This window comes from Methylophilus sp. QUAN (assembly GCF_015354445.1).
Lineage (GTDB): Bacteria > Pseudomonadota > Gammaproteobacteria > Burkholderiales > Methylophilaceae > Methylophilus.
In genome coordinates this window covers 698,052-724,147 of the sequence record NZ_JADKYT010000002.1, presented here as the reverse complement: position 1 = coordinate 724,147, position 26,096 = coordinate 698,052, and the positions used below count along the sequence as shown (strand labels likewise).

Below are 26,096 nucleotides of genomic sequence, written 5' to 3'. Positions count from 1 at the left end.
ACTCCTTAAGCAGCTTCCTTAGCTTCGATCTTTGATTTGGCTGAACTAATCGCTTCGGAAATATATTTGGCATCACGATCAATGCCTGAGAATCTGCCTGACCCCCAAGTGTAGAGCCATGGCAATCCAAGGAAGTAAAGCCCCGCTTGTGGAGTGATCCCACGTGTATGGGATGGATAGCCACGGCCAGTAAATATAGGCGCATCGATCCAGCTAAAATCTGGTCTGAAGCCAATGCACCAGACAATGCTTGTAATACCAGAGTTAGCCAGGTCTAACTCTAAGTTTTCCTTTTCAGGCTTCCATACAGGTGCATAGCTAGAGGAAGCTGGCGCATCAATATTATTTTCTGCAATGTATTTATCAATTGTCTGATTAATACGGTTATAGACGGCATCGGCCTGATCTAACAACTCGCTCAAATTGCCGCTAAATTCAAATACACCATCTTTGAAGTCATTCAGGAATCCAAATAACTGCATGCCTTCGCTGGCAAATCTACGCAAGTCGATATCTCTACCGCCATCGCGACCAGTTACATAATGGTTGGTGTTATCACGCACACCTTCGCGTAATGGATGCTGGTCAACTGGTAAGTCGTAGTAGTTCATATCTGCCAACCAATCCACTACATCTTTACCCCTGTAGAAGCGAGCGCATCTTGGAGCATCCCCAACGGCCAGGAACACTTTACGGCCGGCCAAATGTAGGTCCTCTGCGATTTGAGCACCTGATTGACCGGAGCCAACAACCAGAACAGCCCCCTCAGGTAGCATGCTCGGGTTGCGATATTGCTCCGAGTGAATTTGTTTAACGGTTGCCGGAATTCTTTCCGCCATTCTTGGAATAATCGGCACATGGTAGCCACCTGATGCCACAACTACTTGGTCAGCCGTGTACTCACCATCAGACGTTGTCACAGCAAAACCGCCTTGAGGAAGAGATTTCACTTGTTTAACCTCAACGCCCTCTTTGATTGGTGGGTTCACATGCTTAATGAAGCCATCCAGGAAGGCAATGATTTCCTCTTTAACCATGAAGCCGTGAGGATCGGCGCCACTATAGGAGTAGCCTGGTAAGTTACATTGCCAGTTAGGTGTCACAAGACAGAATGTGTCCCAGCGTTGTGTGCGCCATGCATGAGTTGCCGTATGCTTTTCAATGACCAGGTGATCAGTGTTTGTCTGCTGCAAATAGTAGCTGAGTGATAATCCAGCTTGGCCGCCGCCGACCACGATCACAGAGAAATGGCTTTTGTTGAAGGTTAAATTCGATTGAATTGTGTTGTTCATGTTCTTTCCTCAGTAATGATTAATGGCTTGGTTTAAAGGTCGTTCTCAGTAATTCTTCTGATGAGAATTTTTGATCCTTTAGGGAAGTTGCCTTTCGCAACCAAGTCCTCAATGGTTTTTAATTGATCTGCCGCAGCTGAGCAGCTGTATCCATATTTAGCCCTGACTTTTTCAGACGCTTGTGCCAGTCCCTCTCTCACTTTTTCCATGAAGACGTCAACTTCATAAGACTCGCCCTCAACTAAGAACTGTTTGATCACTGTTGAAGGTGAGTAGCATTGGGACCGGCTTTCATCTGGCCAGACAACATTAAAATAAACGCTAGGCATAGGTTCTCCTTTTCGAGCTTTAAGCCTCAGTCAGTCCGCACTGACAGAGGGCAAAATAAAATTATTAGTATTCAAATCCCAGAGGGTTTCTGTATTGCCTTGATAGCCAAGAGTGACTAATTTCGTATTGTTGATACTTCCAATTTCCTGGCAGGCAATGAATCTGTCTTTGAACTTCTTGATGACGGCGTCACTGTTCTCTGGTCTGACCGACAAAATGAAACCAAAGCTTGGGAACGCAGATAACCAACGCAGCATAGGAACGTCTGCAGGAATTGGTAATGCATCCAGGTTTATATGGGCTCCAGCCTTTGAGCACTCCAGCAGCATGATGGATGTACCTATGACACCAGCCATGCTGATATCTTTAGCGGCATCACATAGTCCCTCTTCCGCCAGCGTTGGAAGTATTTCGAGATCGCCCCTCAGTCTTTCTGAAGAGGCCTTTGTTGATGCATTCCAATACGGATATGCGCTTTCAAACTTGCCTCGCATATCGATAGCCATCAGAAGCTTGTCGCCAGGGCGCGCATTAAAGCTTGATAATAATTTCTTGGCCTTGCCCAAAATGGATACTGCTAACTGGCCTTGATTAGACCTGACGTTAGAGTGCCCACCGACAATAGGAACACCATAAGCTTTTGAGGCTTTTGCCATACCCTCGACAATGGCTTTAGCATTGATGGCTCCCTCGCTCCAGAGAGCATTCACCACCGCTAATGGCCGCCCGCCCATGGCATAGATGTCACTGATATTCACCATGACTCCGCTGTAACCGGCAAACTCTGGCATTTCCCGGACAAACTCGCCAACGAGGCCTTCGATAGCAAACAGGAGATATTCATCACCATCAGGAATCGCGGCACAATCGTCGCCAATCAGAATGTCCTGGGCTGAGTTAACAGGTACAACCTTGTTTAAATAACCAAGCACATCTGAAATATCGTGTTTATGTTGGAAGAACCTGCTTGCCTTCAGTGACTTCACAATTTCATTGAGAGCCATGATCAACTCCTGGCCTGAATCACGAAGCCTTCAGTTGGCTTTTTAAAGGCGGGATACTTATCCAACCGGGCTTGCATCAAGTGATGCGAGCGGTTGAGCAGCGTCTCCTGCTGTAAGATGTCCCAATGCAAGCGTCTGAACAAGGGTACGTTTTGACTTTGAACATGCGCTAAAAAGGTCGTGCAACCGACCCAGTTCGCGCTACTCACAGCCAGCTTGATAAGCGAAGCGCCAAGCTTTCCTTGAGACCTGAACTTTTGATGAACTGCAAGGCGTGATCCGTACCAAACGCCAGGCTCATCCTCATGGATACGCACCGTGCCTACTACAGCATCTGGGTGACCAGCTTCACATGACAGGGCGACGATAATTTGCGCTTTTTCATCAATCGCATCTTTATCATTGCCATCAAAGATGCCCTGCTCTTCGCAAAAAACATCTTTACGAATTTGCATTGCTTGCTCAATCTCCCATGCCGAGGTTGCCCATTTGATCAGATACTCAACCGGCTGATATTTGGGAAATTCCGCATAAATTGGGTAATCAAAACTTGAATGGTCGCCTTGTAGAGAAGAATCAAGCATGTTCCACCTCATATGTAGACAGAGATGAACAGGCGCCACATTTACCACAACCCGCTTTGATGTCCTCAGAGGTCATTTTTGCCCGTTTGAGCATGCCACCCAAAGGTTCCAGAATCGAGCGCATAAAGTCTGGCGTTGGGGCCGGATGGTCTTCGAGAGGGGTTCCTGTGATGGGTACAAAAGGCACAACGAAAGGATAAACTCCGATGTCGATCAACTGTTCTGACATGCTCAAAATAGCCTCTTTGCTATCACCCAGGCCGGCAAGGATGTATGTATTCACCTGGCCTCGACCAAATACTGCAACAGCGGCTTCGAAGGCTTCAAAATACTTATCCAGGCTTACTTGAGCTTTCCCGGGCATGACTTTCTCTCTAACTTCTTGGGTCACTGCCTCCAAATGCAGGCCAATTGAATCAACGCCTACATCTTTCATGCGATTAAACCAATTAAGATCCTCTGGTGGTTCGCATTGAACTTGAACAGGCAGATCTACTGCAGCTTTAATGGCTGCGACACTTTCACACAGAATTTTGGCCCCACGGTCATCCGTTGCAGGTGTGCCTGTTGTTAAAATCATGTGTTTTACACCGTCAAGGCGAACGGCTGCACTTGCAACCTCCGCTAATTGACTTGGCGTTTTATAAGGAATCGTTCTTCCAGCAGATAACGACTGGCCAATCGAACAAAATTTGCATGACTGCTTTTTACTTTCGTATCTCACACATGTTTGAAGCACAGTTGTCGCTAACACATCAGCGCTATGCAATGTCGCAATATGTGAGTAAGGAATGCCGTCCTCTGTTTTCAGATCGTAGAACTTAGGTGCCTTTGGAAAGCTAATCTCAGCGATGGGTATAATCCCCTTCAACAGCTTACTTACACCTGCTTGATCCGGAATATCAGCCTTGAATGATGAATTCCATGCTGTATTCGTATGCACCGGCACCATGACAGTGACACCATCAATCGTGACCGCCTTATGATCAGAAGGACCCGCGCCACCTCGCCTGCTAGAGGCACCAATGTTTGGTTGTTCTAATCGCAGACCAATGGACTGCAATTCAGTAATGAGTTGCTGTTTAGTTTGAACTGCCAAGCTTGTCTTCATTTTTCAACTCCTCTGCGATGTGCATTTGTTCGTTTTGTGGTCGCCCCTCGTTCATTGGAAATATTGTTTTTGTTGGCGTGTCATTAATCGCCAGGCTTAACAGCTCCGGTCGTGAGTAATGACCGACGGAGTCCATCATTCTTTTTCGCTTAGTGATTAAGGACATATCCAAGTCAGCAATCACCATGCCCTCGCCTTCTCTTAATGGATCAGCTAAGTGCTGCCCTTCTGGCGAAATAATTGCGGTGTTACAGCCACCTCTTAATGCTTTTTGCATTTTGGGGTCATCCGTAATTGATTTGATCTGATCATCTGTCAGCCAGCCCGTCGAATTGATCACGAAGCAACCAGATTCAAGTGCGTGGTGGCGAATAGTGACTTCCATTTGATCGGCGAAAATTTGACCAACCATGGAGCCTGGGAATTGAGCACAATGAATTTCTTCATGCTGTGTCATCAGTGAATATCTAGCTAATGGGTTGTAATGCTCCCAGCAGGCAAGTGCGCCGACACGACCAACTTTGGTATCAACGACTTTCAGCCCAGCCGCATCGCCCTGCCCCCATATCATTCGCTCATGATAAGTGGGTGTAATTTTTCTTCGCTTGAGCAGCACTTCACCGCTAGCATCGAAGATTAATTGAGTGTTGTATAAGCTGCCGTTGTCACGCTCATTGACGCCTAACACGACAACCATTTGATTGGTCCTGGCACGCTCTGAAATTGCCTGGGTAATCGGGCCAGGTATCACGACACTCTTCTCATAAAGCTTCAAATGCTCAGCACCGGCAAGCACTGGCGGAGTAATGAAGGAGAAGTATGGGTAATAAGGGAGAAATGTTTCAGGGAAGACGATAATTTGTACCCCCTTGGCACCTGCCTCATCAATGACACTACAAACCTTCTTCGCAGTTCCATCAGCCGATTCAAAATCAGGAGTAATCTGAACTGCTGCCGCCTTAATAATTCGCTTTTCTGACATCGTGATACCTATCCCTTATTTAATTACACAGTCCTAGATTTAATTACACAGTCCAGGTGTCGATAATCACAGCGTTGTCACGCACGTGTAACAGCTTCAAATCCAGAACATCCAGAGGATTGATTGGGCGAATGCCTTCGATCAATGCAGGCTCACCATGACCGTACAGCGCTTGCAATGCAAAACGGCATGCATAGACCTTCCCACCTTCAGCCATGAACTTTGTCAGCTGACGATTGAAGTTCAAGTGGCCAGGAAATGCCTCATCACCCAACTTTGGAAAGCCGCGTTGAACACCGAGAGTTACACCTGGGCCGTAGAGTAGAATGGATGTCTCAAAGCCTTTGCGTTGCAGGCGAGTTGCTTGCAGCATGTTTACAAAGCCGATGGAGCCTTCGAACGCTACTGTGTGGAAAGTCACCAAAGCCTTCTGACCTGGCTCCGCTTTTACGTCTTCAAATACCTTCTCTTCAAAATCAACGAAAAAGTCTCCGTCTTGATGTTTGGGTGCTGTGATTGCAGGCATTTTTTTCTCCATAAATGATTTTCAAAATGAAAAGAACTCATTTTCTCTTCACAGTGACAATAGCAATCGGTATGCCATCAATTAATTTAAATAATGCAATCAATTTGCAATCAATATGAAATAAATTGGTATTGATCGGCAGTAATTTTTTTAGGAAATTTGGTTGGTTATTTACCGCCCGCCAACTGGAAGCCCATGCGCACCAAATTGATTCAATGCGCACCATTTTGGATGCACTTGTTTGGATCGCCTGAATAAAAAAAGCCCGACGTTAGGCCAGGCAAAGAGAGAGGTTTGAGAATCTTTAAAATTAGAACTGCAGCTGAACGCCAAGTGTTACCTTGTTCTCGTCTTTAGCGTTTGAGTAGTCATTTTTAGTGTAAGTGGCACTTAACCGTGCATTGTGACCATCAATCACGTAGTGCACGCCGTAATCGTATTGCTTGGTTTCACTGGAGAGCACGTCGACCGACAGAGCGCCGCCATCACCCTTTGTTGAGTCAGCATCAAACTTTTGATATCTGAAGTAAGGTTGCAGCTTTCCCCAACCAATCTGCTGAGGGAATAATAAGGCTGATGAAAACAGATAGGCTTTGCCTTGCTTGATGCCACCAACGTTTGCAGTCAAGCTTGGAGTAGAGGTTAATAGTGATTTTGATACATCTGATCTCCCATCAGTATCGAATTTATATATGCCCGCCTCTACATCGAGAAAGCCGAAACCAACATCCTTTTCCCAAAGCAAATCTGCGTTATATGCCAGGTAATCGCCTTTTAAATTTGCACTGCCCACACCATTCTTTTGATATTGAGATGCAAAGCCGATAGATAAGTAATCCTTCCCATAGAAGGTACTGGCAGTGTAGTAAGCTGGGGTCATGCCCTCACCCCAAAAGTCATATTGCACACGCCCTGCATAGAGCAAATTATCATCTTCACTGGAGGCGCCTTTGAAGTTGTTGTGCCCCTCAAAGGATCCAACTGAGTAGATTAAATGCTGGTCAATCAATTTACCCCACACGGTCACACCAGTATCACGGCCAGCCAGCTGGCTTGGATATTGAGCAACAACACCTGGATACAGCCAGGAGGACAGAAAGTATGGTCCATCCAAGTTGGAACGATCGCTTGGTGTTAGCATGCGCCCAGCCCAAAGATTGAATTCGGGTGCAAACTCAAATTGCGCGATCGCCTCATAGATTTCAAAATTCTCACCAAGTTTAGAGCCGCCGGTTGTGCTTTCAGCACCATGTGTGCCTTCAAGGTTCAGTGTGCCTTTAATAACCCTATTCAACTGGGCACTGGTGTAGATACGAGTACTATATACATCGAAATCATTGGAGCGAGATTTGCCATCTGCGGCACCATCTGAAGCTGAAGTGTAAGCAGCTCTTAAGCCTAAGCCCAAATGGAGAAATTTATCTTCACCAAAGCTAATAGTGGCACCAGCATGAGCATTACTGGCAACCATCCCGAGCATCGCCTGGGCAAGGACTAACTTTAGTTTAGTTTTTGAAACTGCATTCTTTTTCATAGGCTCTACATTCCCTGAGTTAATAGTTAAGTGATAAACGCACCTGGAGATGCGCTAACCCAGTTCAGCAACAGCCATGCCATTTACTTTTTAACAAAAAGCAATCAATATGCAATCATATTGATATATTATTGCTAATAGGACTTTAAGTTTTTTTATCGATTTATTGAAAGAAATATTGCTCCTCGGCTAGAAGTGATTTCATGGTTCAATTAGGTGCAATATTGAAAGTTTGGTCGCCACAAAATGGTGCCAGTGCAGTATAAAAGTCGATACATGCTTTTTAGATTTCTAGGGAAATAAAAGATGGCCCCGAATATTCAACACTGGATAAAGCGCTTAAAAGATAGCAACAAACCTGCATATCTACTTGTGGCAGATTTGATAGAAGAGGATATAAGCAACGAAAGATTACGTCCTCGGGATCAATTACCTACCCTAAGAGAGCTGTCTCAATTTCTAGATTTAAATTACACAACGATATCCAGAGCTTACAGTGAAGCTAAACGCCGTGGCCTCATAGACTCTCAAGCCGGCTCAGGCACCTTCATCAAAGGTAAACCTCCAGCATTTAAACTAAGAGATGGCAGCAGCATTGCAATGACCATGAACATGCCACCAGAACCCATGTCCGTGGCACAAAAGATCAAGGAAGATGCTGCAAGAATAGTTTCAAATGCCGACCTATACGACCTGTTGAGATACCAAGACTTTGGAGGCACTCCAGAAGAAAGACAGGTGGCCGCCTCATGGTTGAAACAATACGTTCCCACCTGCGGCGCAGAGCAAGTTCTGGTGTGCCCTGGCATACACTCGGTACTACTAGCATTAATGACCAACTTAGCTAGACCAGGGGAAACCATCTGTGTCGAGGACCTGGTCTATCCGGGCATTAAGGCGATTGCAGCTCAACTGGGCATCACTCTGTTATCCATTCCTAGTGATAAAGACGGGCCCGTAGTTTCTGCTTTTGAGGAAGCTTGTAAAACCAAGAGAATCAAAGGCTTCTATTGCAATCCCACCATTCAAAACCCAAGCACATTGACGATGACCAAACATCGGAGGGAAGCTCTTGCTGATGTTGCGATCCGCTTTAACGTTCCAATTATTGAGGATGACGCGTATGGCATGCTACCAACTGACAGATTGGACACTATCGCAAGCATCGCCCCAGAGGTGACCTGGTATATCAGCGGCTTTTCCAAGTGCTTTGGTGCAGGACTTAGAACTGCCTTTGTCGCAGCCCCTTCTCAAAGACAGGCGCAACGTTTAGCAGGCTCTTTAAGAGCCACATCTGTAATGTCTAGCCCCATCACTAATCTATTAATTACCAATTGGATCAAGAATGGCATTGTTGATGACATGCTGAAGGCTATTCGATCTGAGTCGGCAACTCGTGTCCGCTTGGCCAGTCGCATATTAGATATGTGGCAATTCATGTCACACCCGGAAGGATTTCATATATGGCTTCCAGTGCCCAATACAACAGGGTGGAGCCCATCCGAACTTGCTGTTCATTTAAGATCTAATGGTATTAGCGTCGTATCTAGTTCCGCATTCTGCACGGATAATAATCCACCAGATGCCGTCAGAATTTGCTTAGGTGGCCCCACTACAAGAGAAGAGTGTGAGCACAGCTTGAAAATTATAGCCGATACATTGGAGTACCCTCATCATATGCACCTGCAGATTATGTAAAGCATGTATGAATGGGTAAAGCAACTCATGAACAAATGGCCTCTAGCTCTATTCTTTTAAAAGAATTCACGAAGTAAATATTACTTCGTGAAGTTCAACTGATTGTTTTAAATTGAAATATGTTCACGAACTTACTCAGAGTTCAGAGAAGTTAAATTAATGTTGTGGCTATTCATCCAGCTGTTCAGGCAAGAACGCAAGATGCTGAATTTGACAGATGCTTAATCTGCACCGTCTGAGTGTTCGTCGAAGATCTCTCTGAAACGATTGGCGAGTTTTTTGAATGCATTGAGTATGCATGGATCAAAGTGTTCAGGCTGCGTACGGCCGTCGCCTTGCATGATAATTTGCAACGTATGCTCGTGTGAGTACGCTGGCTTGTATGGGCGTTTGCTACGCAGCGCATCATAGACATCGCTCATCATCATGATGCGTGCTGATAATGGGATTTGTTCTTGTTGCAGACCATTCGGATAGCCGGTGCCATCCCAGCGCTCGTGATGGTTTAAGGCGATTTCTGCACCCATGATGGTAAATGGTGAGGTACTTTTGCCGTGCCCTAAAATACTATTGCCCAAGACAGTGTGGGTTTTCATCACTTCCCACTCCTCATCTGTGTGTGGGCCCGGTTTGAGTAAGATATGGTCCGGGATACCAATTTTGCCGACATCATGTAGCGGGCTGGCATGATATATCGTATCAATAAAATTTGAGTCCATGCCCAAATCTGTTGCCAGTTCTTTGCAGTAAAAGGCGATGCGGTGAATGTGCTCGCCGGTTTCTTTATCCCTGAACTCTGCCGCACGCATAATGCTGAACATGGAGTCAAAGTAACTGGTGAGCAATTGCGCGGTCCGCTCTTCTACCTGTATTTCCAGTGTATGGCTATAATCGGTCAGGAAGTCGTTATATTCCTTTAGTCGCAGCAAGTTACGCACTCTGATCCAGAGCTCGGCCCTGTCTATGGGTTTGGTGACAAACTCTTCAACACCACATTGCAGGGCGCGCATTTTGGACGTGCGGTCTATCAATGCCGTGAGCATAATAATCGGAATGATTTTTGTCGCTTCATTATTTTTTAATTGTTCAGCCAGCTCGAAGCCGTTCAATACCGGCATCATGGCATCCAGCAGAATCAGGTCTGGTTGATGGCTTAAGGTCATTTCGAGCGCCATTTTGCCATCGTGGGCTTGCAGTGTGGCGTAGCCTTCAGCGGTGAGCAAGGCTTCCAGGAAGGCACGATTGTTTTCTTCATCATCGACAATCAGAATGGTTTTACGCGTGACTTTCATATCCATGTGATGGGTCCCCTGCAAGCGTATTTTCTGGTGATGTCTGCTTTAAAGTAAGGCATCTACTGTTTGCAGAAACTCTTTATAGCGGATAGGTTTTGCGATATAGCTGTCGCACCCTGCCTGGCGCATTTTCTCTTCATCCCCCTTCATGGCAAAGGCCGTGAGCGCGATGATTTTGATATGACTGGTTTGAGCATCTTCTTTAAGCAGTCGTGTCGCGGTCAGGCCATCCATGCCTGGAAGCTGAATATCCATGAGGATCACTGCGGGTAACAGGCTACGTGCAATGTCCAGGCCATCCAGCGCGTTAACGGCCTGTAGTACCTCGTGTCCAGAGCTTTCAAGCAGCAGTTGCGCCAGTTTCATATTGTTAGGATTGTCTTCAACGATGAGTATTTTCGCCATGCCCACCCTCTCTTCTTGATATTACGGCTGCTTGGCCTGGCCAGCCAATGCGCGATGCACTTCGCTTAAGAAGTTGCCATGATTAAATTCAGATTTTTCGAGGACGGCTAATACATGGCCTTTAAGCACGTGGTGTTCTGCTGGTGCCAGGAATTTTGAGGTGACGATAATGATAGGGATTTTTGCCGTACGTTTGTCCTGTTTTAGCTCTTCGACCACCTCAAAGCCATTAACTTCCGGCATCATTAAATCCAGGATGATTAGGTCTGGTTTCTGTTGTTTTGCAATTTGAGCGGCCTCATGGCCGCCATAAGCACGCATCACCGAGTATCTGGCATGCTCAAGATAAGACGAAATAATTTCTACGGCTTTAGGGTCATCGTCGACAACCAATACCTTCACGCTGGCTTGATTGTTGATTGGGGATGTCAATCCCAGCTTGCCAAGCGCTGTATGTAAATCATCGGCAGAAACGGGTTTTTGTAATACCTGAGCTGCGCCGAGTGATAGGCCTCGGTTGCTGTCCGCGACAATAGACAGGATCACTACCGGAATATGGGCCAGCTTCTGATTAGCCTTGAGCTTTGTCAAAAATTCCCAGCCATCCATGCCTGGCAGCAAAATATCCAGCGTAATTAAATCAGGTGGCGCACCATCGGCCAAAATAGCCAGGGCAATTTCGGCGGTGGCTGCACGCGTCACACGGCAATGGTCAGATTCCAGTTGCAACCTGATCAAGTCGGCGGCACGGTCATCATCCTCCAGAACCAGCACATGCGGTGACTCTTTATTTAATAATTGACCGGCGGTCTCTTTAGCCTGATGAATGGTATTTTCAGGTGCCAGCAGATTGACTTTATATTGCAGCCAGACCGTGAATGTACTGCCCTCCCCTGGCGTGCTGCGGACGGCGACTGCGCCGCCATGCAGCTCTGCCAGCTTGCGCACGAGTGCCAGCCCTAGCCCTGTGCCCTCAAAACGCCGGGAAAGCGTGCTTTCTAGTTGAACAAAGGGTTGGAATAGACGCTCAATGTCCTGCGCCTCAATGCCTATCCCGGTATCGGTAATGGCAATCTGAATGAAGTGTTGCGCGTTACCTATGGGCGATATCTGGTGTGACGGAATGTCTTTGGTCTGCTCAAGTACGGCGGCACGCTCAAGCAAGCTGGCTTGCAAGGTTATCTGCCCGCCTTCAGGCGTAAATTTAACGGCATTGGACAGCAGATTATAAATAATCTGCTTCACCTTTCGTGCATCCAACCACGCATTGCCTAAGTCTTCCGATAAGTCCGCTTGCAGTTTGATATGTTGCGTAGTGGCTTTTTCCTTAACAATAGAGAGGCTGTTTTGCAGCAGCACTTTAACGTCGGCGATTTCAGGTTCAAGCTCCATGCGGCCTGCTTCTATTTTTGACAAATCCAGTACATCATTAATCAATGACAGCAGGTGCTGCCCGCTTTCAAAAATATCGCTGATATACTCTTTTTGCTTGTCTGCTAACGGCCCAGTTAAGCCATCCCGCAGGATCTCGGAGAAGCCGATAATGGCATTGAGTGGCGTTCGTAGTTCATGCGACATGGTGGCCAGGAATTCAGATTTCATGCGGTCTGCTTCGAGTAGCTGTTCGTTTTTTGAGCCGATTTCTTCACTACGCAGGTGCAACTGTTCGGCCAGTAATTTGAGGTCACCATATTGCTGAATATTATGCAGCGCGACACCAAGCTGCGCAGCCAAGCGCTCGATAAAGGTTTGGTCGCGCTCGGTAAGGCTTTGAGTGGCTGCAAGCACCAGTACGGCCAGGCGCTTTTCCTGGTAGGTCACCGGGCAGATGATGATGCCAGCTGGCTTGATAGATACCAGCCCGGCTTCAATGGTCAGTGATGGTAACTCGTTGGTATCGCCCAGTATCAGTGTCTGGTTCTTTTGAATGGCCTCCCCGATCACGCCATGCCCCAATTTAAACTCATTGAGGATATCGATCGGGGCCGCATGCGTGCTCTCCAGCTGATAGCAGCCACTCCATTCATCATAACCATAAATGGCCGAGACCGGCAGCGCATGGTTGTTGGCTAGAATGTCCAGCATGCCGGTCAAGATTGTTGCGCGGTCATCATTGGCATTGAATAACCTTAAAACCTCGCTATGGGTTTGGTCATAAATAGCTGCGTTGGTCAGGTCGACTTGAATCTGTTTAAAGTCGCTGACATTGCGTGCAACCATCGATAAATGTGACGGCATTCCATCCACATCCCGATGCGCCACGATGACTTGTGACACAGGAATCTGTATGCCGGCGCGGGTAATATAAGCAGACTCGCCACTCCAGACGCCACTGCTTAACGCAGCAGGGATTGCTTGATGATGGATTAAATCAGTCGCCCAGTCTGGCCGTATGTGCGAAATCGCCTGAGGTGTGATTTCTTCCTGTTCACCAATGCCCAGGAGCTTGCGCCCGCCGCTATTCAGGTAAAAGAAATCTCCCTGCAGATTTGCGTTGGCGATGAGGTCAGGCGAAGCATCAAGGATATCCGTGAGTCGTTTTTGCTCTGTGGAGGCTTGTTTGCGGATATGCAGGTCCCGCTGAATACGCCAGATCAGCAGTGGGAAAAAAATTAAAATGGCAATAGACATGACCGCAAGCAGCGTTAGCAGGTCTTTGGCGTGGCTCTGTTCAGATTGTGTACGGTCAGTGAGCAGGTTCTGCTCTTCAAGTGACATTGCACTAAAGACACCACGAATCTCAAGCATGTCTTCCCTGCGGATATAGTCTTTACGCAGAGTCTCTTTTAGTTTATCGGCCGAAGTGGTGCGCGCAATCTCGATAATGTGATTAAAGTAAATAATCCGCTTATCAATCAGTTGCCTCAATTGGGTAATTTGCTGCTGCTGGAAGTAGTTATCTTTGGTCAGTACGGCAAGCTCGGTGACATCTTTTTGTAAGTCAGCCAGTGCCGCGTCGCGGCGTGTAATAGAGCTATCATCAGCCGTGAGCAGGAAGCCGCGTTGTGAAACTTCTAGTTGATTGAATAGCACCAGGCCTTTATCCAGCTTGGAAATGACCTCGTTAGTATGGCTGACCCAGCGGTTATTTTCAGCGAAACGCTGCAGGTAGACCATGCTGGTAATACCAAGCAAAACGAGCAATACAAAGAAACTGATGAATCCATAAATAATGACGGATTCCAGCGCCCACAGCTCTTTCTTTTTCGAACTCATACCAATGAAACCTTGCCGTTCAACATTATGACTCCTTCTTGTTTTTAACTTCAAGGATCAATCAGTTCCGGTGCTCGCACTGTAGAGCTATTAAATACTAAATTAAGAAAACACGTAAGTATTTTATTTGTATCAATTAAATTATGTGAGTAATAGGATATTGGGAAATAGTCGCAGCGCTTGCGCAGGGATATCTGCTCTTCTCCGGCTAAGATCGACTGAGATAAGGCAAAGCATGAATCAGGCGCGGCAATAAAAAAAGGGCTACAAGAGCCCTAAAAGTCACGAGAGGGTGACGTTGCTACTATTCGGATTTGCGGCGTGCGATGCTGCTGATGAGTAGCATGCCTGCCATCAGCAATGCGTATGCGTCGGATTCCGGTACGGCGCTGGCGACATAGCTAATACCACTGACATAAGTGTTGACTTGCAGGTAGCCGACTTTATCGCTGCCTGTGTAGTTGATATATGCGGCGCCCAATACGTCGGTCTTGTCATCATTCTGGCCGATATAGTCATAGGTTTGTGTTTGGTTGTTCCACACAGCGTCGTAACTGGCATTAGCACTGATGCTGGAATAACTGCTTTGTGAGCCTGAATTACCTGATGGCTGCGTCCCCCATACATTCAGCACTGAGGAGGCGCTGGCAGCTTCATTGCCCCAGCCATCCTGGTAACCTACGGTTGTGCTGGCAGAGGCGCTCACATTGGCGCTGAACACCACGCCGGTATACGCGCCCAGTGTAAACGTATCGTAGTTGTAATAAGGCGCGTAAGAGCCGCCCTGAAAATAGCAATAGTTGCCAGCCACGGTGGTGCCGTCAGCATAGCCATAAGAGGCCATGCTCATACCATTAATATTGGTTTCATCGCCACCACTGCTAATGCTTGATGTGGCCGCACTGTGCGCAGTGCTTGTACTTGAGCTGTTGTTTGAACCAATATAGGTGCCCAATGCACCATTAGTTGGGAAATTACCATTGGCCGTGTCATAAGCATAGACATAGGTGTAGTTACTGTAGCCGTAGTAGGTATTATTGCCCCAGTTAATGCTGGGCAAAATGCTGTCTAGCGGGTTTAAATCAATCAGGGTCACCGTCACCGGCCCCAATGTGGCTGTTGCATAACTCATCGCCTGTGCGCCTTGAGACACAAGCGCCAGTGAGACTGCTGCTGCCAGCAAACCAAATTTAGCGCGCATAACCTCTTCTCCTCAAGTAGTAAATCTATTGAATATCAATGACATCTATAAAGATCATGCGCAAGTGGATTCATGGATTTGTTATATCTTCCCTCACCTATGCACAACACTTGTTAACATTTTACATTAATTAATATAACATATGTAAATATTTGGTTGTTGATGGTGGGAGGAATAAATGGGTGCATGAGGGGAAGCTATGCGCCGGTTCAATGGCCGATTGGTTAATCATCAATGAGGTCTATGTTGCGGTAGGCTTGAAAAGCAAAAAGGGCTCAAAGAGCCCTTTTAAAACTGCTTAAATAAGCGAGCGCTTATTTAGTTTTACGACGAGTAACCAAACCCATCAAACCCAAACCAGCCAGCATCAAAGCGTATGTATCCGCTTCTGGTACTGGTGTCAGTGGATTGATGTTAAAGCTGACATTGAAGTCACCGCCCAAAGAACCAGACAGTTTGCCTGTGGCAGTCAGGAAATAAGTACCAGCAGCCAGGTTAGTCAATGTGGTCACGGCTTCGCCGTTTGCATCATAAAAACCATAGTTCATGAATGTTACGTCATACTGTGCATTGTTGCCTGTGGTGATTTCTGTGATGCTGTATGAAAAATCAGACACCTGAGTCAGGTTGATTTCATAAATATCTTCAAAATATGGGCCTCTGGTATTCAAAGCGCCAGTATTTTTTGTGAAATCTGCATCAGCGATCAGGCGAACGAAATCCAGGCTTTGGCTGGTGGTATAAACGCCAAAGTCTTGCGCTTGTGCTGCAGACATAGATGCAATGCCGAATACGCCAGCGATTGCCATTTTTTTCAAGGTTTGAAACATTATGACTTCTCCAAGGATGAATACTAACTAAAAAACTATAATCATTATTTGTGACAACTGTTAGATACACAATAGTACTAACGGGCTACTCCACGGCTTATTTTTATAATCATAAAACTGCAATTTCAAAATCGCAGCCATTCTAACTGTTTACGCTACATTCTGTAAATCTAACAATCTGTTTTTCAAGATAAAAATGCCATTTTTAGCAATTAAACAAATGCATGACAGTCAATTTAATTGGCTGGTATTTTAAAAAGGGATTAATGCTTTGGCGGCAATTTAAACGTTAAAATACGGTCACCTTGCTTGAAACCAAACAGCGAATTACCGCCACTGACCACCGCAATATATTGTTCGCCATTGATTTGATATGTAATCGGTGGCGCATTGACGCCATACTCCGATGCAAACTGCCATAACGATTGCCCGGTTTGACTGTCATAGGCGGCGAATTTTCCATCGCCCTCCCCGCAAAATAATAAACCGCCCGCCGTGGCCAGCACACCACCTACCAAAGGCTGGCTGGTTTTGTGTTGCCAGGCAATCTGCCCGGATTTAAGGTCAATTGCACTGAGTAAGCCCCAGCGCGCATCGTCTGTTGGTTCGCTGGCAGCATAGCGGATTGGCTTTTCACCTGCGCTGACTTCAGTTTCGTGCACGCTGTATTTGATCGGGCTGTGCATCGCCGCGACATAAGCCTTTTGCTGCTGTTCATCTACGCTGACTGGCGACCAATTGGCACCACCAAGAATGCCCGGGTAGACAATCGTGCCTTCTGCGCTCGGTTTTTTGAATAGGTTGTGTTGTGGTACAAAGGGTGCCGACTTAGCCAGGAATTGCCCGTTGGCACGGTCATGAATATAGAACCAGCCCGTTTTACTCGCCTGGCCGACTGCAGCAATGGTTTTTCCCTGGAGGTTGTAATTAAACAATACTGGCGGGCTGGCCAAATCATAGCCCCATAAGTCATGTGGTACTTGTTGGTAATGCCATTTGTATTTGCCGGTTTCTGTATCCAGGGCGACCAGCGAAACGGTGTAAAGGTTGTCGCCAGGCCTGGAAACATCATTCATTTGCGGCGACGGATTGCCTGTCCCAAAATAGAGGGTATGGCTGGCCGTATCAATGGCTGGTGTGCTCCATGCTGAGCCGCCGCCAAAGCGCGCAGCGTCCGGGTAGTCTTTCAGCGCGGCTTGCTCCGCAGCAACATCTCGATCGAATTGATTATCGTCAGCGGTTTTTGTTGCAAACTGCCCTTCCCAGCCTTGCTTGGGTATCGTGTCAAATTGCCATACCTGGTGACCGTCATTGACATCAAACGCCGCCAGAAAACCTGGGCGGCCATAGCGCCCGGTGACGCCTATCACCGCGCCCAAGGGCGCATCACTGCGCGGGTTGTCGATATGCAGGCCGTAACCAACACCGGTAATACCAATAATGACTTTATGCCGGTATACCACCGGCGCCATAGCGATGCCCACGCCGGTGCCGCCAGTGACTTTACGTGTTTTATTCGGATCCGAGCCACTTAAAGCATCCTGGTGTTCGGTATTCACCTGGTTGCCTGCTACATCAATATCCCACAGCTTTTGCCCGCTTTGTGCATCCAGTGCGATCAGCCTGGCATCCACAGTGCCAATAAAGACCTTGCCTTCTGCCACGGCGACGCCGCGATTGGCTGGGCCACAGCACATTTGCCAATCTGCTTTGCGTTCGTGTGTGTATTTCCATAATGGCTTGCCGCTGGCTGCATCCAGGGCTAATACGTGGTTAAACGGCAGGCTGACATACATGATGCCATTCACCACAATAGGCGTGGCCTGAAAGGTTGCCTTCACGCCTGTTTCGACAGACCAAGCTGGTTGCAATTGGGATACATTGTTTTGGTTGATCTGCGACAGCGCTGAAAAACGCTGCGATGCCATATTTAAACCATAACTTGGCCAATCCACCTGGTTATTGTGTTGTGCCTGCGGCTTGGTCGCTTGTGTGCAGGCCAGCAAGAGGCCGCAAATGGTAGCAGTAATGCAACGTGTAATCTGTTTGTGAGGTGCCAGGTTCATATCAAAAGCCCATAAACTATACAGGTTAGTATACACCTTAAAAGTGTGGACTTGCGAAGTGGATTAGCCGATGCAAAAAAATTTAAACCACGAAACTAAATCTAGCCTGAAATGGCCATAGACAGTATCAATTAATTCGTACAATAATAATAAGCATGACAACTAAATCTAAAAAAACACCTATTGGACTCAAGCTGGCCGAGAAGGGAATGTTATCTGATGCGTTAATCCGTCGCGGCATCAGGTCGTTGTGCAAGGACAGGTTGCAGGATATCGCTGCTGGGGATTGCGAAAGCATGCAGTGCAAGCTGATCCAGTTTATTGAGCAAATGGGCTTGGCTGACATTGCGCTCTTACCTGAAAAAGCCAATGCGCAGCACTATGAAATACCGTCGTCGTTTTACCAGTATTGTCTGGGCATGAACCGTAAATACAGCAGCTGTTTTTGGCAGCATGATACGCAAACACTCGATGAAGCCGAGCAACTGGCGCTAGCGCAAACCTGTTCACATGCCTGCCTGGGTGGGCCATTAGATATATTAGAACTGGGTTGTGGCTGGGGCTCGCTGACCTTGTGGATGGCCAGTCATTATCCTAGTGCGCAGATTACCGGGGTTTCTAACTCAGCCTCGCAACGCGAATATATCTTGCAGCAAGCCAATGCACGGGGACTGTCGAATATCAATATCATTACCGCAGACATGAATGTGTTTGATACTACGCAAACATTTGACCGCGTGGTGTCTGTAGAGATGTTCGAGCATATGCGCAATTACCAGGCGTTGTATGCACGCGTGGCGCGTTGGCTCAAACCGGATGGTTTGTTTTTTAAGCACATATTCGTGCACAAAGACGCGGTCTATCCATTTGATGTGAAAGCAGATGATGACTGGATGAGTCAGTACTTTTTTAGTGGTGGCATGATGCCCAGTGATGATCTGCCACTGTATTTCCAGGATGACCTGAAAATTGTGAACAAGTGGCGCTGGAACGGCACGCATTATCAAAAAACGGCTAATGCATGGCTTGCCAATATGGATAAACATCATGCTGAACTGACCTCTGTTTTAGAGTCGATTTATGGCAAGGCAGACGCTGAACTCTGGCGTCAACGCTGGCGTATTTTCTTTATGGCATGTGCCGAACTGTTTGGTTTCAATCAAGGCCAGACATGGTGGGTGAGCCACTATCTGTTTTCAAAAAAATAGAAAACACTAGATATGCCAACGCAAAAGTGGATGATCCTTAATTTTCTGGGCTTTCAGTTGTTATGGTGGGTCTGTGTGTTATCCGCAACCTCCACTGTTGGCGGGCTCGTGCTACTGTTGGTGGCTTTAATTTCAGCCGCTCAATTACACTGGCTCGAAGGTTGGCAGCAAGTTGTGCCCACCCTGCTTGCTGCCACGACAGGCTGCATTCTTGATCAAACCATGCTGATGGCTGGCTGGATCAAGTTTCATCCTCAATTGCCGCTAGCGCATGTTGCCGTGCTGCCCCTTTGGATGATGGCATTGTGGATGGCGTTTGCGAATACACTGAATCTCAGCATGCGCTGGATGCAACAACACTTGTTTATGGCAGCCGTTTTGGGTGCAATTTTTGGTCCTGTTGCCTATTTGGCTGCCGAAAAACTGGGTGCAGTGCGACTGCCCTACTCCACGTTAAGCTTGGTTTTGATCGCCATTGAATGGGCGGTGGCCTTGCCACTGATGCTGTTGATACGCCGCCGCTTTAACCAACATATGGGTATCGCCCTGCCATGATTTACTACTACGCCCTGATCGCTATCCTGACGTTCGCGCTCTGCGGATGGCTGCTGAGTTTTGCTACACGTCACTACAGCCATGTCGATAGTATGTGGAGTTTGTTTATGGCGATCACGGCTTACGTGACAGCGATATTCACTTGCGACCTGTCACTGCGCGCCGCGCTGGTATTAGCTGCAGTGACATTGTGGGCGTTGCGTCTGAGTATTTTTCTCACCTGGCGCAACTGGGGGAAAGAGGACCATCGCTACGAAACGATACGCATCAACAACGAGCCCTTTTTCGTTTTTAAGAGTGTTTATATTATTTTTGCTTTCCAGGGAGTATTGGGCTGGTTGATTTCCTATCCTGTCTACAGCGCTGTCAGCAGCCATACACCGCTGCAATGGCTGGACTATGCAGGTTTATCTTTATTTGTAATCGGGTTTTACTGGGAGGTGGTTGCAGATTGGCAGCTCATGCAGTTTCGAGCACAGCCCGAGCATGATGCCGCCGTGATGAATCATGGTTTATGGCGATATAGCAGACATCCCAACTATTTTGGTGAGGCCCTCATCTGGTGGGGCTTCGCGTTGTTCGCCGCGACGGATGGCAATGTCTTTATTTGGTTTTCGCCCGTTTTAATGACTTTTTTACTGCTCAAATTCAGTGGTGTGTATTTGATGGAGCAGACCATACACAGGCGTAGGCCAGGTTACCGCGAATATGTCGCAACGACCAATGCGTTTATCCCCGGTTTACCAAAAAGCAAGCGGGCTGACCATGATTAAACGCATAACGCTAAGCTTGGCCTTAGCCTATAGCGTGTTGTGCAGTCAGATGGTGCAAGCACAAGAATGGTCATTTGCTGTCTGGCTCGATCAACAGCAGATCGGCACACACCGTTTTAGCTTAGACCAAAACCAACTGCAAAGCCGGGCAGACTTTAAAGTGAAAGTGTTGTTTATCAATGCTTATCGCTACCAGCACCAAGCCGATGAAACCTGGCAAGGTCCATGCCTGAAAAAACTCAGCGCCCATACCGAAGAAAATAAAGCGCGCACCGACGTCAGAGGTCAGCAGCAGGATGCGCAGTTCGTGGTGGAGAACAATAGCCGTAAGCAATTCCTGCCTGGCTGCGTGATGACATTTGCTTACTGGAATCCGGAAATTCTCAAGCAAACGCGCTTGCTCAATCCGCAAAATGCAGAGTATCTGGATATCACGGTGACAGATCAGGGGTTTAAAAATATTACCGTCAAAGGGCAAGTTATCAGTGCTCACCAATATTATTTGCAAGGCAGGTTTGAAGGAAAAGACAAGCTGAAAATTACCTTGTGGTATGACCAGAAACAAGAATGGGTGGGACTGGAATCGGTCACGCCAGAAGGATATAAAATTGTTTATAAACCCATTTAATCAATATGATGAATATTTTAGTTAAAGTGATTTGTATCATGACGCTATTGGGATTAAGTGCCTGTCAAAACCTGCCGACGATCAAAACGGTGCACCAGGTGGATCTGGATCGCTTTATGGGTTACTGGTATGTGATCGCAGCGATTCCTACATTGATCGAAAAGGATCCATACAACCCGCATGAACGATATGAAAAAAATGCGGATGGCAGTATTGCGACCACCTTCAGTTTTCGCCAAAGCAGCTTTGACGGACCAGTTAAAACCTATCATCCGACAGGCTATGTGGTGCCTGATAGCGGTAATGCTGAATGGCGGATGCAGTTTTTATGGCCATTCAAGTCGGAATATTTAATCGCCTACCTGAGTGACGATTACCAGCACACCATTATTGCCAGAAATAAGCGCGACTATGTCTGGCTGATGTCGCGCACGCCACACCTGGACAAGGAAACTTACACCAATCTGGTTTCAAGGATTGAGGCGATGGGCTATGACGTGCGCAAATTGCGCGTTTTTCCGCAGCAAGATTCCCATACAAAATAAACCAACAATAATACGCATGAGACTTTGGAGAGAGGTATCACGATGCAACAGAGAACGCATGGCCTGCTCTGGCGGCTGATAGGCTGGCTGGATAATCAGCAATACCAGCCCCCGGCATATGCCAATGCTGAGAGCATAGACTGGTGGCGGGTATTGCCTTTTGTCGCGCTGCATATTGCCTTGCTTGCTCTGTTATGGGTCGGTTGGAGCCCATTTGCTGTCATGTTTGCTTTGTTGATGTATGTGGTGCGCATGTTTGCCGTGACGGGGTTTTATCATCGTTATTTTGCGCACAAAACCTTTCAAACTTCGCGGATTGCACAATTCGTGTTTGCATTAATTGGTGCGATGGCCGTGCAGCGAGGCCCGTTGTGGTGGGCGGCACATCATCGCAGCCACCATGTACATGCCGATCAGCCGCAAGATATACACTCCCCTCACCAGCATGGCTTTTTATGGAGCCACCTGGGCTGGTTTTTAAGTCATGCCAACTTTAAAACACAGGTGGATCGTGTCCGTGAGTTGACTCGATTCAAAGAGCTCTGCTGGCTGGATCGTTTTGATAGCCTGGTCCCTATTGCGCTGGCATTTGGCTTGTTTGGCCTGGGCGAGCTGCTCAGTCAGTATGCGCCTGGATTGCAGACAAATGGCTGGCAGCTATTGGTGTGGGGATTTGTCGTGTCTACGATTGCTTTGTATCACGCCACATTTTGCGTCAACTCGCTGGCCCATGTCTGGGGCAGCCGTCGTTATGCCACACGTGACCACAGCCGCAACAATTTGCTGATCGCTATTTTCACTCTGGGCGAAGGCTGGCATAACAATCACCACCATTTTCCGGGCTCAGCCAAACAGGGGTTTTATTGGTGGGAGATTGATTTCACCTACTATGGCTTAAAGGTGCTGGAGGCCATGGGACTCATCTGGAACCTCAAGCAAGTGCCGGTCGACGTGCGTGATCAACGTGCGGTAGAAAGGCCTTAATCCATGGGGTTGAATATCGCAATCATCGGTGGCGGCATTGCTGGTAACACCCTTGCCTACCATTTGCATCAACAGCACCAGATTACCCTGTTTGAAGCCAATGACTATATTGGCGGACATACGCATACCCATCAGGTAGAGGTCGGCGGCGAAACCCATGCAGTAGACACCGGCTTTATTGTTTTCAATGATAAAACCTACCCGCAATTTGAACGCCTGCTGCGTGAAGCCGGCGTTGCCTGGCGTGATAGCAGCATGAGTTTCAGCGTGCGTAACGAGTTAACCGGTCTTGAGTACAATGGCACCACGTTTAACAGCCTGTTTGCGCAGCGGCGAAATTTACTCTCCCCGGCGTTTTACCGCATGGTGCGCGATATCCTGCGCTTTAACAAACAGTCTCTCAGCCTGTTAGCTCCTGGGACAGAAATTGCACTCGGCGAATATTTGCAACAGCATGGATATTCCCGGCAATTTATCCGCGATTACATTATCCCTATGGGTGCAGCTATCTGGTCTACCGATGCCGAGCAAATGCTGCAATTTCCTGCGCGCTTTTTTGTGCGGTTTTTTCACCACCATGGCATGCTCACTATAGACCAGCGGCCCCAATGGCGGACCATCGTTGGCGGTTCTGCGGCCTATCTGCAAAAGCTAACGGCTGGTTACCGTGATCGCATCGAGCTCAATTGTCCAGTGGCATCAGTGCAGCGGCATGCACAAGGCGTGACGCTAAACACCAAAAACGGCCAGTCGCTCACGTTTGACTATGTGTTTTTTGCCTGCCATAGCGATGAAGCCCTGCGTATTCTGGGCGTGGAGGCGACTGCTGCCGAGTCTGACATCCTGGCCGCGATTCCTTACCAGGATAATACGGTGTATCTGCATACCGATGCGCGTTTGATGCCCAAGCGCAAGCTTGCCTGGGCGGCTTGGAATTACCATGTTACGCCGAGCCCGAGTGGCAAGGTACAAGTCACCTACAATATGAATATTCTGCAAGGCATACAATCCGCTGAGCCTTTACTGGTCACACTCAACTATACCGATGCGATTGATCCGGCCAAAATCATCAAAAAATTGCATTATCGTCATCCGCTTTATACTCTGCAAGGCGCGCGTGCGCAGGCCAGACATGCCGATATCAGCGGCCATAACCGCACAGGCTACGCCGGTGCCTACTGGCGCAACGGATTTCATGAAGACGGCGTTGTCAGTGCATTGGCTGCCATTGATCACTTCAAGGTGGCGATGCGATGACTGCCCCAGGCATGCCTCAACGAGTAACGCGTAGCGCCATCTACACCGGATGGGTCAGCCATCAGCGTTTGCAGCCCAGGCTGCATGGCTTTAAATACCGCTTATTCATGCTTTACCTGGATTTGGAAGAGTTGCCATTATTGTTTGAAAACAATCGATTATGGTCATATCTTAAACCGAACTTAGCTTACTTTAGACGTGAGGATTATTTAGGCGCCACTGACAAACCACTGGATCTTTGTGTGCGTGACCTGGTAGAGCAACACACCGGCCAACGACCTTTAGGGCGCATAGGTTTGCTCACCCATGGCCGTTATTGGGGCATTTGCTTTAACCCGGTCAGTTTTTATTACTGCCACGATCAGGCTGGTGAATTACAGGCAATTGTCAGTCATATCACCAATACACCGTGGAAAGCGCAATTTGCGTATGTGCATGATGTGAAGCAAGACCGGTCACTGTTATTTGAACTACAAAAAAGCTTTCATGTGTCGCCTTTTATGCCTATGGATATTCAATATCAATGGCAGTTTTCACCGCCTGATGCGACGCTCAGTGTCCATATGCAAAGTTGGCAGCAAGCGCAGGCCATGTTTTATGCCACATTAAAACTGCAACGCCAGCCCTGGCAAGCCAGCACGTTGAACAGGCTGTTGTTCAGTTATCCATGGATGACCCTGAAAGTCATTGTGGCGATCTACTGGCAAGCACTACGCCTATGGCTTAAAAGAACTCCTTTTTATTCACACCCTGACCAGCATTCCCGTTTTGGAGACTGACCATGAAGTCTGAACTTTCTTCGCCCCCCATCATCATGGATACACTGACTGCACCGCTCAAATCTAAAAGCCGTGCCAGATGGGTAGCCACATTGGCCAAATCGCAAGTGCTCAAACGTCTGGCCAGCTTGAAAGTGGGCCAACTCACGGTGATTGATGGCATTGAGAAATATGTGTTTGGTCAAGCATCGACACAAGCACCTGTCGCAACCATCACCATTTTGGATTCACGCTTTTATGGTGAAATTGCCTTCGGTGGCAGTATTGGCGCCGGTGAGGCTTATATGCTGGGTTACTGGCAGGCGGATTCACTCACCAATGTCATTCGCTTGATGGTGCTGAATCAAGCAGTGACTGATACGTTGGAAGGCGGCTATCAGTGGCTGAGCAAACCGCTACTCAAGCTTTTTCATTGGCTGAATAGTAATAGCGAAGCTGGAAGCCAAAAAAATATTGCGGCGCATTATGACCTGGGTAACGATTTGTTCAAGCTGTTTCTGGATCCGAGCATGATGTATTCGTCGGCGATTTTTGATACAGAGGCGACGACACTGCAAGCAGCGTCAGCACGTAAGTTACAGGTCATTTGCGACAAGTTGCAACTGACCGCTCATGATCATGTGCTTGAAATAGGCACTGGCTGGGGCGGGTTTGCTATTTATGCGGCCAAACACTATGGATGCAGAGTCACCACCACGACCATTTCTGAGCAACAATATGTGTTGGCAAAAGCACACATTGCCGCTGAGGGCTTACAGGCGCAGATTACGCTACTCAAGCAAGATTACCGGCAATTGCAAGGGCAGTATGACAAGCTGGTTTCGATTGAGATGATAGAAGCTGTCGGGCACCAGTATTACGATACTTATTTTAGTAAGGTCAGCCAACTGCTAAAGCCTGATGGCGTGGCTTTGATTCAGGCCATCACCATTGCCGACCAGCGTTATGACAGTGCGATTCGTTCGGTAGACTTTATCCAGCGCTATATTTTCCCGGGCTCTAACATCCCCTCCAATACTGCCATGCTGGCCAGTATGACCCGTAGCAGCGATTTGCGATTAGTGGATTTGCAGGATATCGGCCTGCACTACGCCACTACCTTGCGCCACTGGCGGGAGAATTTTTTTGCCAATATAGAAGCAGTGAGAAAATTGGGCTATAGCGAAGTGTTTATTCGCATGTGGGATTTTTATTTAAGTTATTGTGAGGGCGGATTTGCCGAGTGTGCGCTGGGTGATGTGCATCTGTTACTGGCAAAACCTGGTTACCGGATCAAGCAGCGCGTGTAACGCT

The 26,096-nt window shown here is 47.6% G+C and carries 24 protein-coding genes; 10 read left to right on the top strand and 14 right to left on the bottom strand.

Features of this window, described 5'->3' with window-relative positions; genetic code table 11:
• Positions 1–5: 5 nt before the first annotated feature.
• The 8 genes from INP79_RS11880 to INP79_RS11845 form a co-directional block, all read right to left on the bottom strand.
• Complete coding sequence (locus INP79_RS11880) at positions 6–1,292, bottom strand: MSMEG_0569 family flavin-dependent oxidoreductase (RefSeq protein ID WP_194754444.1); 1,287 nt, start codon at positions 1,290–1,292, stop codon at positions 6–8.
• 32 nt (positions 1,293–1,324) lie between these two features.
• Positions 1,325–1,621: an MSMEG_0570 family nitrogen starvation response protein gene (locus INP79_RS11875; protein ID WP_194754443.1), complete on the bottom strand. Its 297-nt coding sequence runs from the start codon at positions 1,619–1,621 to the stop codon at positions 1,325–1,327.
• A gap of 30 nt (positions 1,622–1,651) precedes the next feature.
• A complete protein-coding gene (locus tag INP79_RS11870; protein ID WP_194754442.1) occupies positions 1,652–2,626 on the bottom strand; it encodes a sll0787 family AIR synthase-like protein in 975 nt (324 codons plus the stop codon).
• A gap of 2 nt (positions 2,627–2,628) precedes the next feature.
• On the bottom strand, positions 2,629–3,210 hold the full coding sequence (locus INP79_RS11865; protein WP_194754441.1) for an MSMEG_0567/Sll0786 family nitrogen starvation N-acetyltransferase: 582 nt from the start codon (positions 3,208–3,210) through the stop codon (positions 2,629–2,631).
• The gene (locus INP79_RS11860) at positions 3,203–4,321 is read right to left on the bottom strand and encodes an MSMEG_0568 family radical SAM protein (RefSeq protein ID WP_194754440.1); all 1,119 of its coding nucleotides are present in this window, start codon (positions 4,319–4,321) and stop codon (positions 3,203–3,205) included. Before INP79_RS11860 ends, INP79_RS11865 begins: the two co-directional genes overlap by 8 nt.
• On the bottom strand, positions 4,293–5,303 hold the full coding sequence (locus INP79_RS11855) for a Nit6803 family nitrilase (protein WP_194754439.1): 1,011 nt from the start codon (positions 5,301–5,303) through the stop codon (positions 4,293–4,295). Before INP79_RS11855 ends, INP79_RS11860 begins: the two co-directional genes overlap by 29 nt.
• Positions 5,304–5,346: 43 nt before the next feature.
• On the bottom strand, positions 5,347–5,829 hold the full coding sequence (locus INP79_RS11850) for an MSMEG_0572/Sll0783 family nitrogen starvation response protein (RefSeq protein ID WP_194754438.1): 483 nt from the start codon (positions 5,827–5,829) through the stop codon (positions 5,347–5,349).
• A 310-nt stretch (positions 5,830–6,139) separates the two neighbouring features.
• Complete coding sequence (locus INP79_RS11845) at positions 6,140–7,363, bottom strand: porin (RefSeq protein WP_194754437.1); 1,224 nt, start codon at positions 7,361–7,363, stop codon at positions 6,140–6,142.
• 306 nt (positions 7,364–7,669) lie between these two features.
• Here INP79_RS11845 and INP79_RS11840 point away from each other — a divergent pair, with 306 nt between their 5' ends.
• Positions 7,670–9,061: a PLP-dependent aminotransferase family protein gene (locus INP79_RS11840; protein ID WP_194754436.1), complete on the top strand. Its 1,392-nt coding sequence runs from the start codon at positions 7,670–7,672 to the stop codon at positions 9,059–9,061.
• Positions 9,062–9,282: 221 nt separating this feature from the next.
• Here INP79_RS11840 and INP79_RS11835 read toward each other — a convergent pair whose 3' ends face one another.
• The 6 genes from INP79_RS11835 to INP79_RS11810 form a co-directional block, all read right to left on the bottom strand.
• Complete coding sequence (locus tag INP79_RS11835) at positions 9,283–10,359, bottom strand: two-component system response regulator (protein WP_194754435.1); 1,077 nt, start codon at positions 10,357–10,359, stop codon at positions 9,283–9,285.
• A gap of 42 nt (positions 10,360–10,401) precedes the next feature.
• A complete protein-coding gene (locus tag INP79_RS11830; RefSeq protein WP_194754434.1) occupies positions 10,402–10,761 on the bottom strand; it encodes a response regulator in 360 nt (119 codons plus the stop codon).
• Between the two features lie 21 nt (positions 10,762–10,782).
• On the bottom strand, positions 10,783–13,977 hold the full coding sequence (locus INP79_RS11825) for a response regulator (protein ID WP_194754433.1): 3,195 nt from the start codon (positions 13,975–13,977) through the stop codon (positions 10,783–10,785).
• Positions 13,978–14,281: 304 nt separating this feature from the next.
• A complete protein-coding gene (locus INP79_RS11820; RefSeq protein WP_194754432.1) occupies positions 14,282–15,178 on the bottom strand; it encodes a hypothetical protein in 897 nt (298 codons plus the stop codon).
• A gap of 314 nt (positions 15,179–15,492) precedes the next feature.
• Complete coding sequence (locus INP79_RS11815) at positions 15,493–16,008, bottom strand: FxDxF family PEP-CTERM protein (RefSeq protein ID WP_194754431.1); 516 nt, start codon at positions 16,006–16,008, stop codon at positions 15,493–15,495.
• A 263-nt stretch (positions 16,009–16,271) separates the two neighbouring features.
• On the bottom strand, positions 16,272–18,074 hold the full coding sequence (locus INP79_RS11810; protein ID WP_228519916.1) for a PQQ-binding-like beta-propeller repeat protein: 1,803 nt from the start codon (positions 18,072–18,074) through the stop codon (positions 16,272–16,274).
• A 155-nt stretch (positions 18,075–18,229) separates the two neighbouring features.
• Here INP79_RS11810 and INP79_RS11805 point away from each other — a divergent pair, with 155 nt between their 5' ends.
• Genes INP79_RS11805 through INP79_RS11765 form a run of 9 tightly spaced genes read left to right on the top strand, consistent with a single transcriptional unit; the run spans position 18,230 to position 26,092 of the window.
• Positions 18,230–19,282 (top strand): cyclopropane-fatty-acyl-phospholipid synthase family protein, encoded by a 1,053-nt coding sequence (locus INP79_RS11805; RefSeq protein ID WP_194754430.1) that lies wholly within the window; start codon positions 18,230–18,232, stop codon positions 19,280–19,282.
• Positions 19,283–19,312: 30 nt separating this feature from the next.
• Complete coding sequence (locus INP79_RS11800) at positions 19,313–19,837, top strand: DUF2878 domain-containing protein (protein ID WP_194754429.1); 525 nt, start codon at positions 19,313–19,315, stop codon at positions 19,835–19,837.
• The gene (locus INP79_RS11795) at positions 19,834–20,610 is read left to right on the top strand and encodes a DUF1295 domain-containing protein (protein ID WP_194754428.1); all 777 of its coding nucleotides are present in this window, start codon (positions 19,834–19,836) and stop codon (positions 20,608–20,610) included. Before INP79_RS11800 ends, INP79_RS11795 begins: the two co-directional genes overlap by 4 nt.
• Positions 20,603–21,238 (top strand): DUF6134 family protein, encoded by a 636-nt coding sequence (locus INP79_RS11790; RefSeq protein ID WP_228519914.1) that lies wholly within the window; start codon positions 20,603–20,605, stop codon positions 21,236–21,238. Before INP79_RS11795 ends, INP79_RS11790 begins: the two co-directional genes overlap by 8 nt.
• Positions 21,239–21,243: 5 nt before the next feature.
• Positions 21,244–21,783: a lipocalin family protein gene (locus INP79_RS11785; protein WP_228519912.1), complete on the top strand. Its 540-nt coding sequence runs from the start codon at positions 21,244–21,246 to the stop codon at positions 21,781–21,783.
• 42 nt (positions 21,784–21,825) lie between these two features.
• Positions 21,826–22,767, top strand: a complete 942-nt coding sequence (locus tag INP79_RS11780; protein ID WP_194754427.1) for an acyl-CoA desaturase — start codon at positions 21,826–21,828, stop codon at positions 22,765–22,767.
• A 9-nt stretch (positions 22,768–22,776) separates the two neighbouring features.
• Positions 22,777–24,024 carry an NAD(P)/FAD-dependent oxidoreductase gene (locus tag INP79_RS11775; protein ID WP_194754577.1) on the top strand — a complete coding sequence of 416 codons (1,248 nt, stop codon included), beginning with the start codon at positions 22,777–22,779 and terminating at the stop codon, positions 24,022–24,024.
• On the top strand, positions 24,021–24,803 hold the full coding sequence (locus INP79_RS11770) for a DUF1365 domain-containing protein (RefSeq protein ID WP_228519911.1): 783 nt from the start codon (positions 24,021–24,023) through the stop codon (positions 24,801–24,803). The genes INP79_RS11775 and INP79_RS11770 overlap by 4 nt, the downstream gene beginning before the upstream one ends.
• Positions 24,804–24,805: 2 nt before the next feature.
• A complete protein-coding gene (locus INP79_RS11765) occupies positions 24,806–26,092 on the top strand; it encodes a cyclopropane-fatty-acyl-phospholipid synthase family protein (RefSeq protein ID WP_194754426.1) in 1,287 nt (428 codons plus the stop codon).
• The last annotated feature ends 4 nt before the right edge of the window (positions 26,093–26,096 follow it).

What these genes read in the sequence shown, in the direction of transcription:
- INP79_RS11880 (WP_194754444.1), bottom strand. Translation starts at nt 1,292, where the DNA reads ATGAACAACACAATTCAATCGAATTTAACCTTCAACAAAAGCCATTTC.
- INP79_RS11875 (WP_194754443.1), bottom strand. Translation starts at nt 1,621, where the DNA reads ATGCCTAGCGTTTATTTTAATGTTGTCTGGCCAGATGAAAGCCGGTCC.
- INP79_RS11870 (WP_194754442.1), bottom strand. Translation starts at nt 2,626, where the DNA reads ATGGCTCTCAATGAAATTGTGAAGTCACTGAAGGCAAGCAGGTTCTTC.
- INP79_RS11865 (WP_194754441.1), bottom strand. Translation starts at nt 3,210, where the DNA reads ATGCTTGATTCTTCTCTACAAGGCGACCATTCAAGTTTTGATTACCCA.
- INP79_RS11860 (WP_194754440.1), bottom strand. Translation starts at nt 4,321, where the DNA reads ATGAAGACAAGCTTGGCAGTTCAAACTAAACAGCAACTCATTACTGAA.
- INP79_RS11855 (WP_194754439.1), bottom strand. Translation starts at nt 5,303, where the DNA reads ATGTCAGAAAAGCGAATTATTAAGGCGGCAGCAGTTCAGATTACTCCT.
- INP79_RS11850 (WP_194754438.1), bottom strand. Translation starts at nt 5,829, where the DNA reads ATGCCTGCAATCACAGCACCCAAACATCAAGACGGAGACTTTTTCGTT.
- INP79_RS11845 (WP_194754437.1), bottom strand. Translation starts at nt 7,363, where the DNA reads ATGAAAAAGAATGCAGTTTCAAAAACTAAACTAAAGTTAGTCCTTGCC.
- INP79_RS11840 (WP_194754436.1), top strand. Translation starts at nt 7,670, where the DNA reads ATGGCCCCGAATATTCAACACTGGATAAAGCGCTTAAAAGATAGCAAC.
- INP79_RS11835 (WP_194754435.1), bottom strand. Translation starts at nt 10,359, where the DNA reads ATGGATATGAAAGTCACGCGTAAAACCATTCTGATTGTCGATGATGAA.
- INP79_RS11830 (WP_194754434.1), bottom strand. Translation starts at nt 10,761, where the DNA reads ATGGCGAAAATACTCATCGTTGAAGACAATCCTAACAATATGAAACTG.
- INP79_RS11825 (WP_194754433.1), bottom strand. Translation starts at nt 13,977, where the DNA reads ATGAGTTCGAAAAAGAAAGAGCTGTGGGCGCTGGAATCCGTCATTATT.
- INP79_RS11820 (WP_194754432.1), bottom strand. Translation starts at nt 15,178, where the DNA reads ATGCGCGCTAAATTTGGTTTGCTGGCAGCAGCAGTCTCACTGGCGCTT.
- INP79_RS11815 (WP_194754431.1), bottom strand. Translation starts at nt 16,008, where the DNA reads ATGTTTCAAACCTTGAAAAAAATGGCAATCGCTGGCGTATTCGGCATT.
- INP79_RS11810 (WP_228519916.1), bottom strand. Translation starts at nt 18,074, where the DNA reads ATGAACCTGGCACCTCACAAACAGATTACACGTTGCATTACTGCTACC.
- INP79_RS11805 (WP_194754430.1), top strand. Translation starts at nt 18,230, where the DNA reads ATGACAACTAAATCTAAAAAAACACCTATTGGACTCAAGCTGGCCGAG.
- INP79_RS11800 (WP_194754429.1), top strand. Translation starts at nt 19,313, where the DNA reads ATGATCCTTAATTTTCTGGGCTTTCAGTTGTTATGGTGGGTCTGTGTG.
- INP79_RS11795 (WP_194754428.1), top strand. Translation starts at nt 19,834, where the DNA reads ATGATTTACTACTACGCCCTGATCGCTATCCTGACGTTCGCGCTCTGC.
- INP79_RS11790 (WP_228519914.1), top strand. Translation starts at nt 20,603, where the DNA reads ATGATTAAACGCATAACGCTAAGCTTGGCCTTAGCCTATAGCGTGTTG.
- INP79_RS11785 (WP_228519912.1), top strand. Translation starts at nt 21,244, where the DNA reads ATGATGAATATTTTAGTTAAAGTGATTTGTATCATGACGCTATTGGGA.
- INP79_RS11780 (WP_194754427.1), top strand. Translation starts at nt 21,826, where the DNA reads ATGCAACAGAGAACGCATGGCCTGCTCTGGCGGCTGATAGGCTGGCTG.
- INP79_RS11770 (WP_228519911.1), top strand. Translation starts at nt 24,021, where the DNA reads ATGACTGCCCCAGGCATGCCTCAACGAGTAACGCGTAGCGCCATCTAC.
- INP79_RS11765 (WP_194754426.1), top strand. Translation starts at nt 24,806, where the DNA reads ATGAAGTCTGAACTTTCTTCGCCCCCCATCATCATGGATACACTGACT.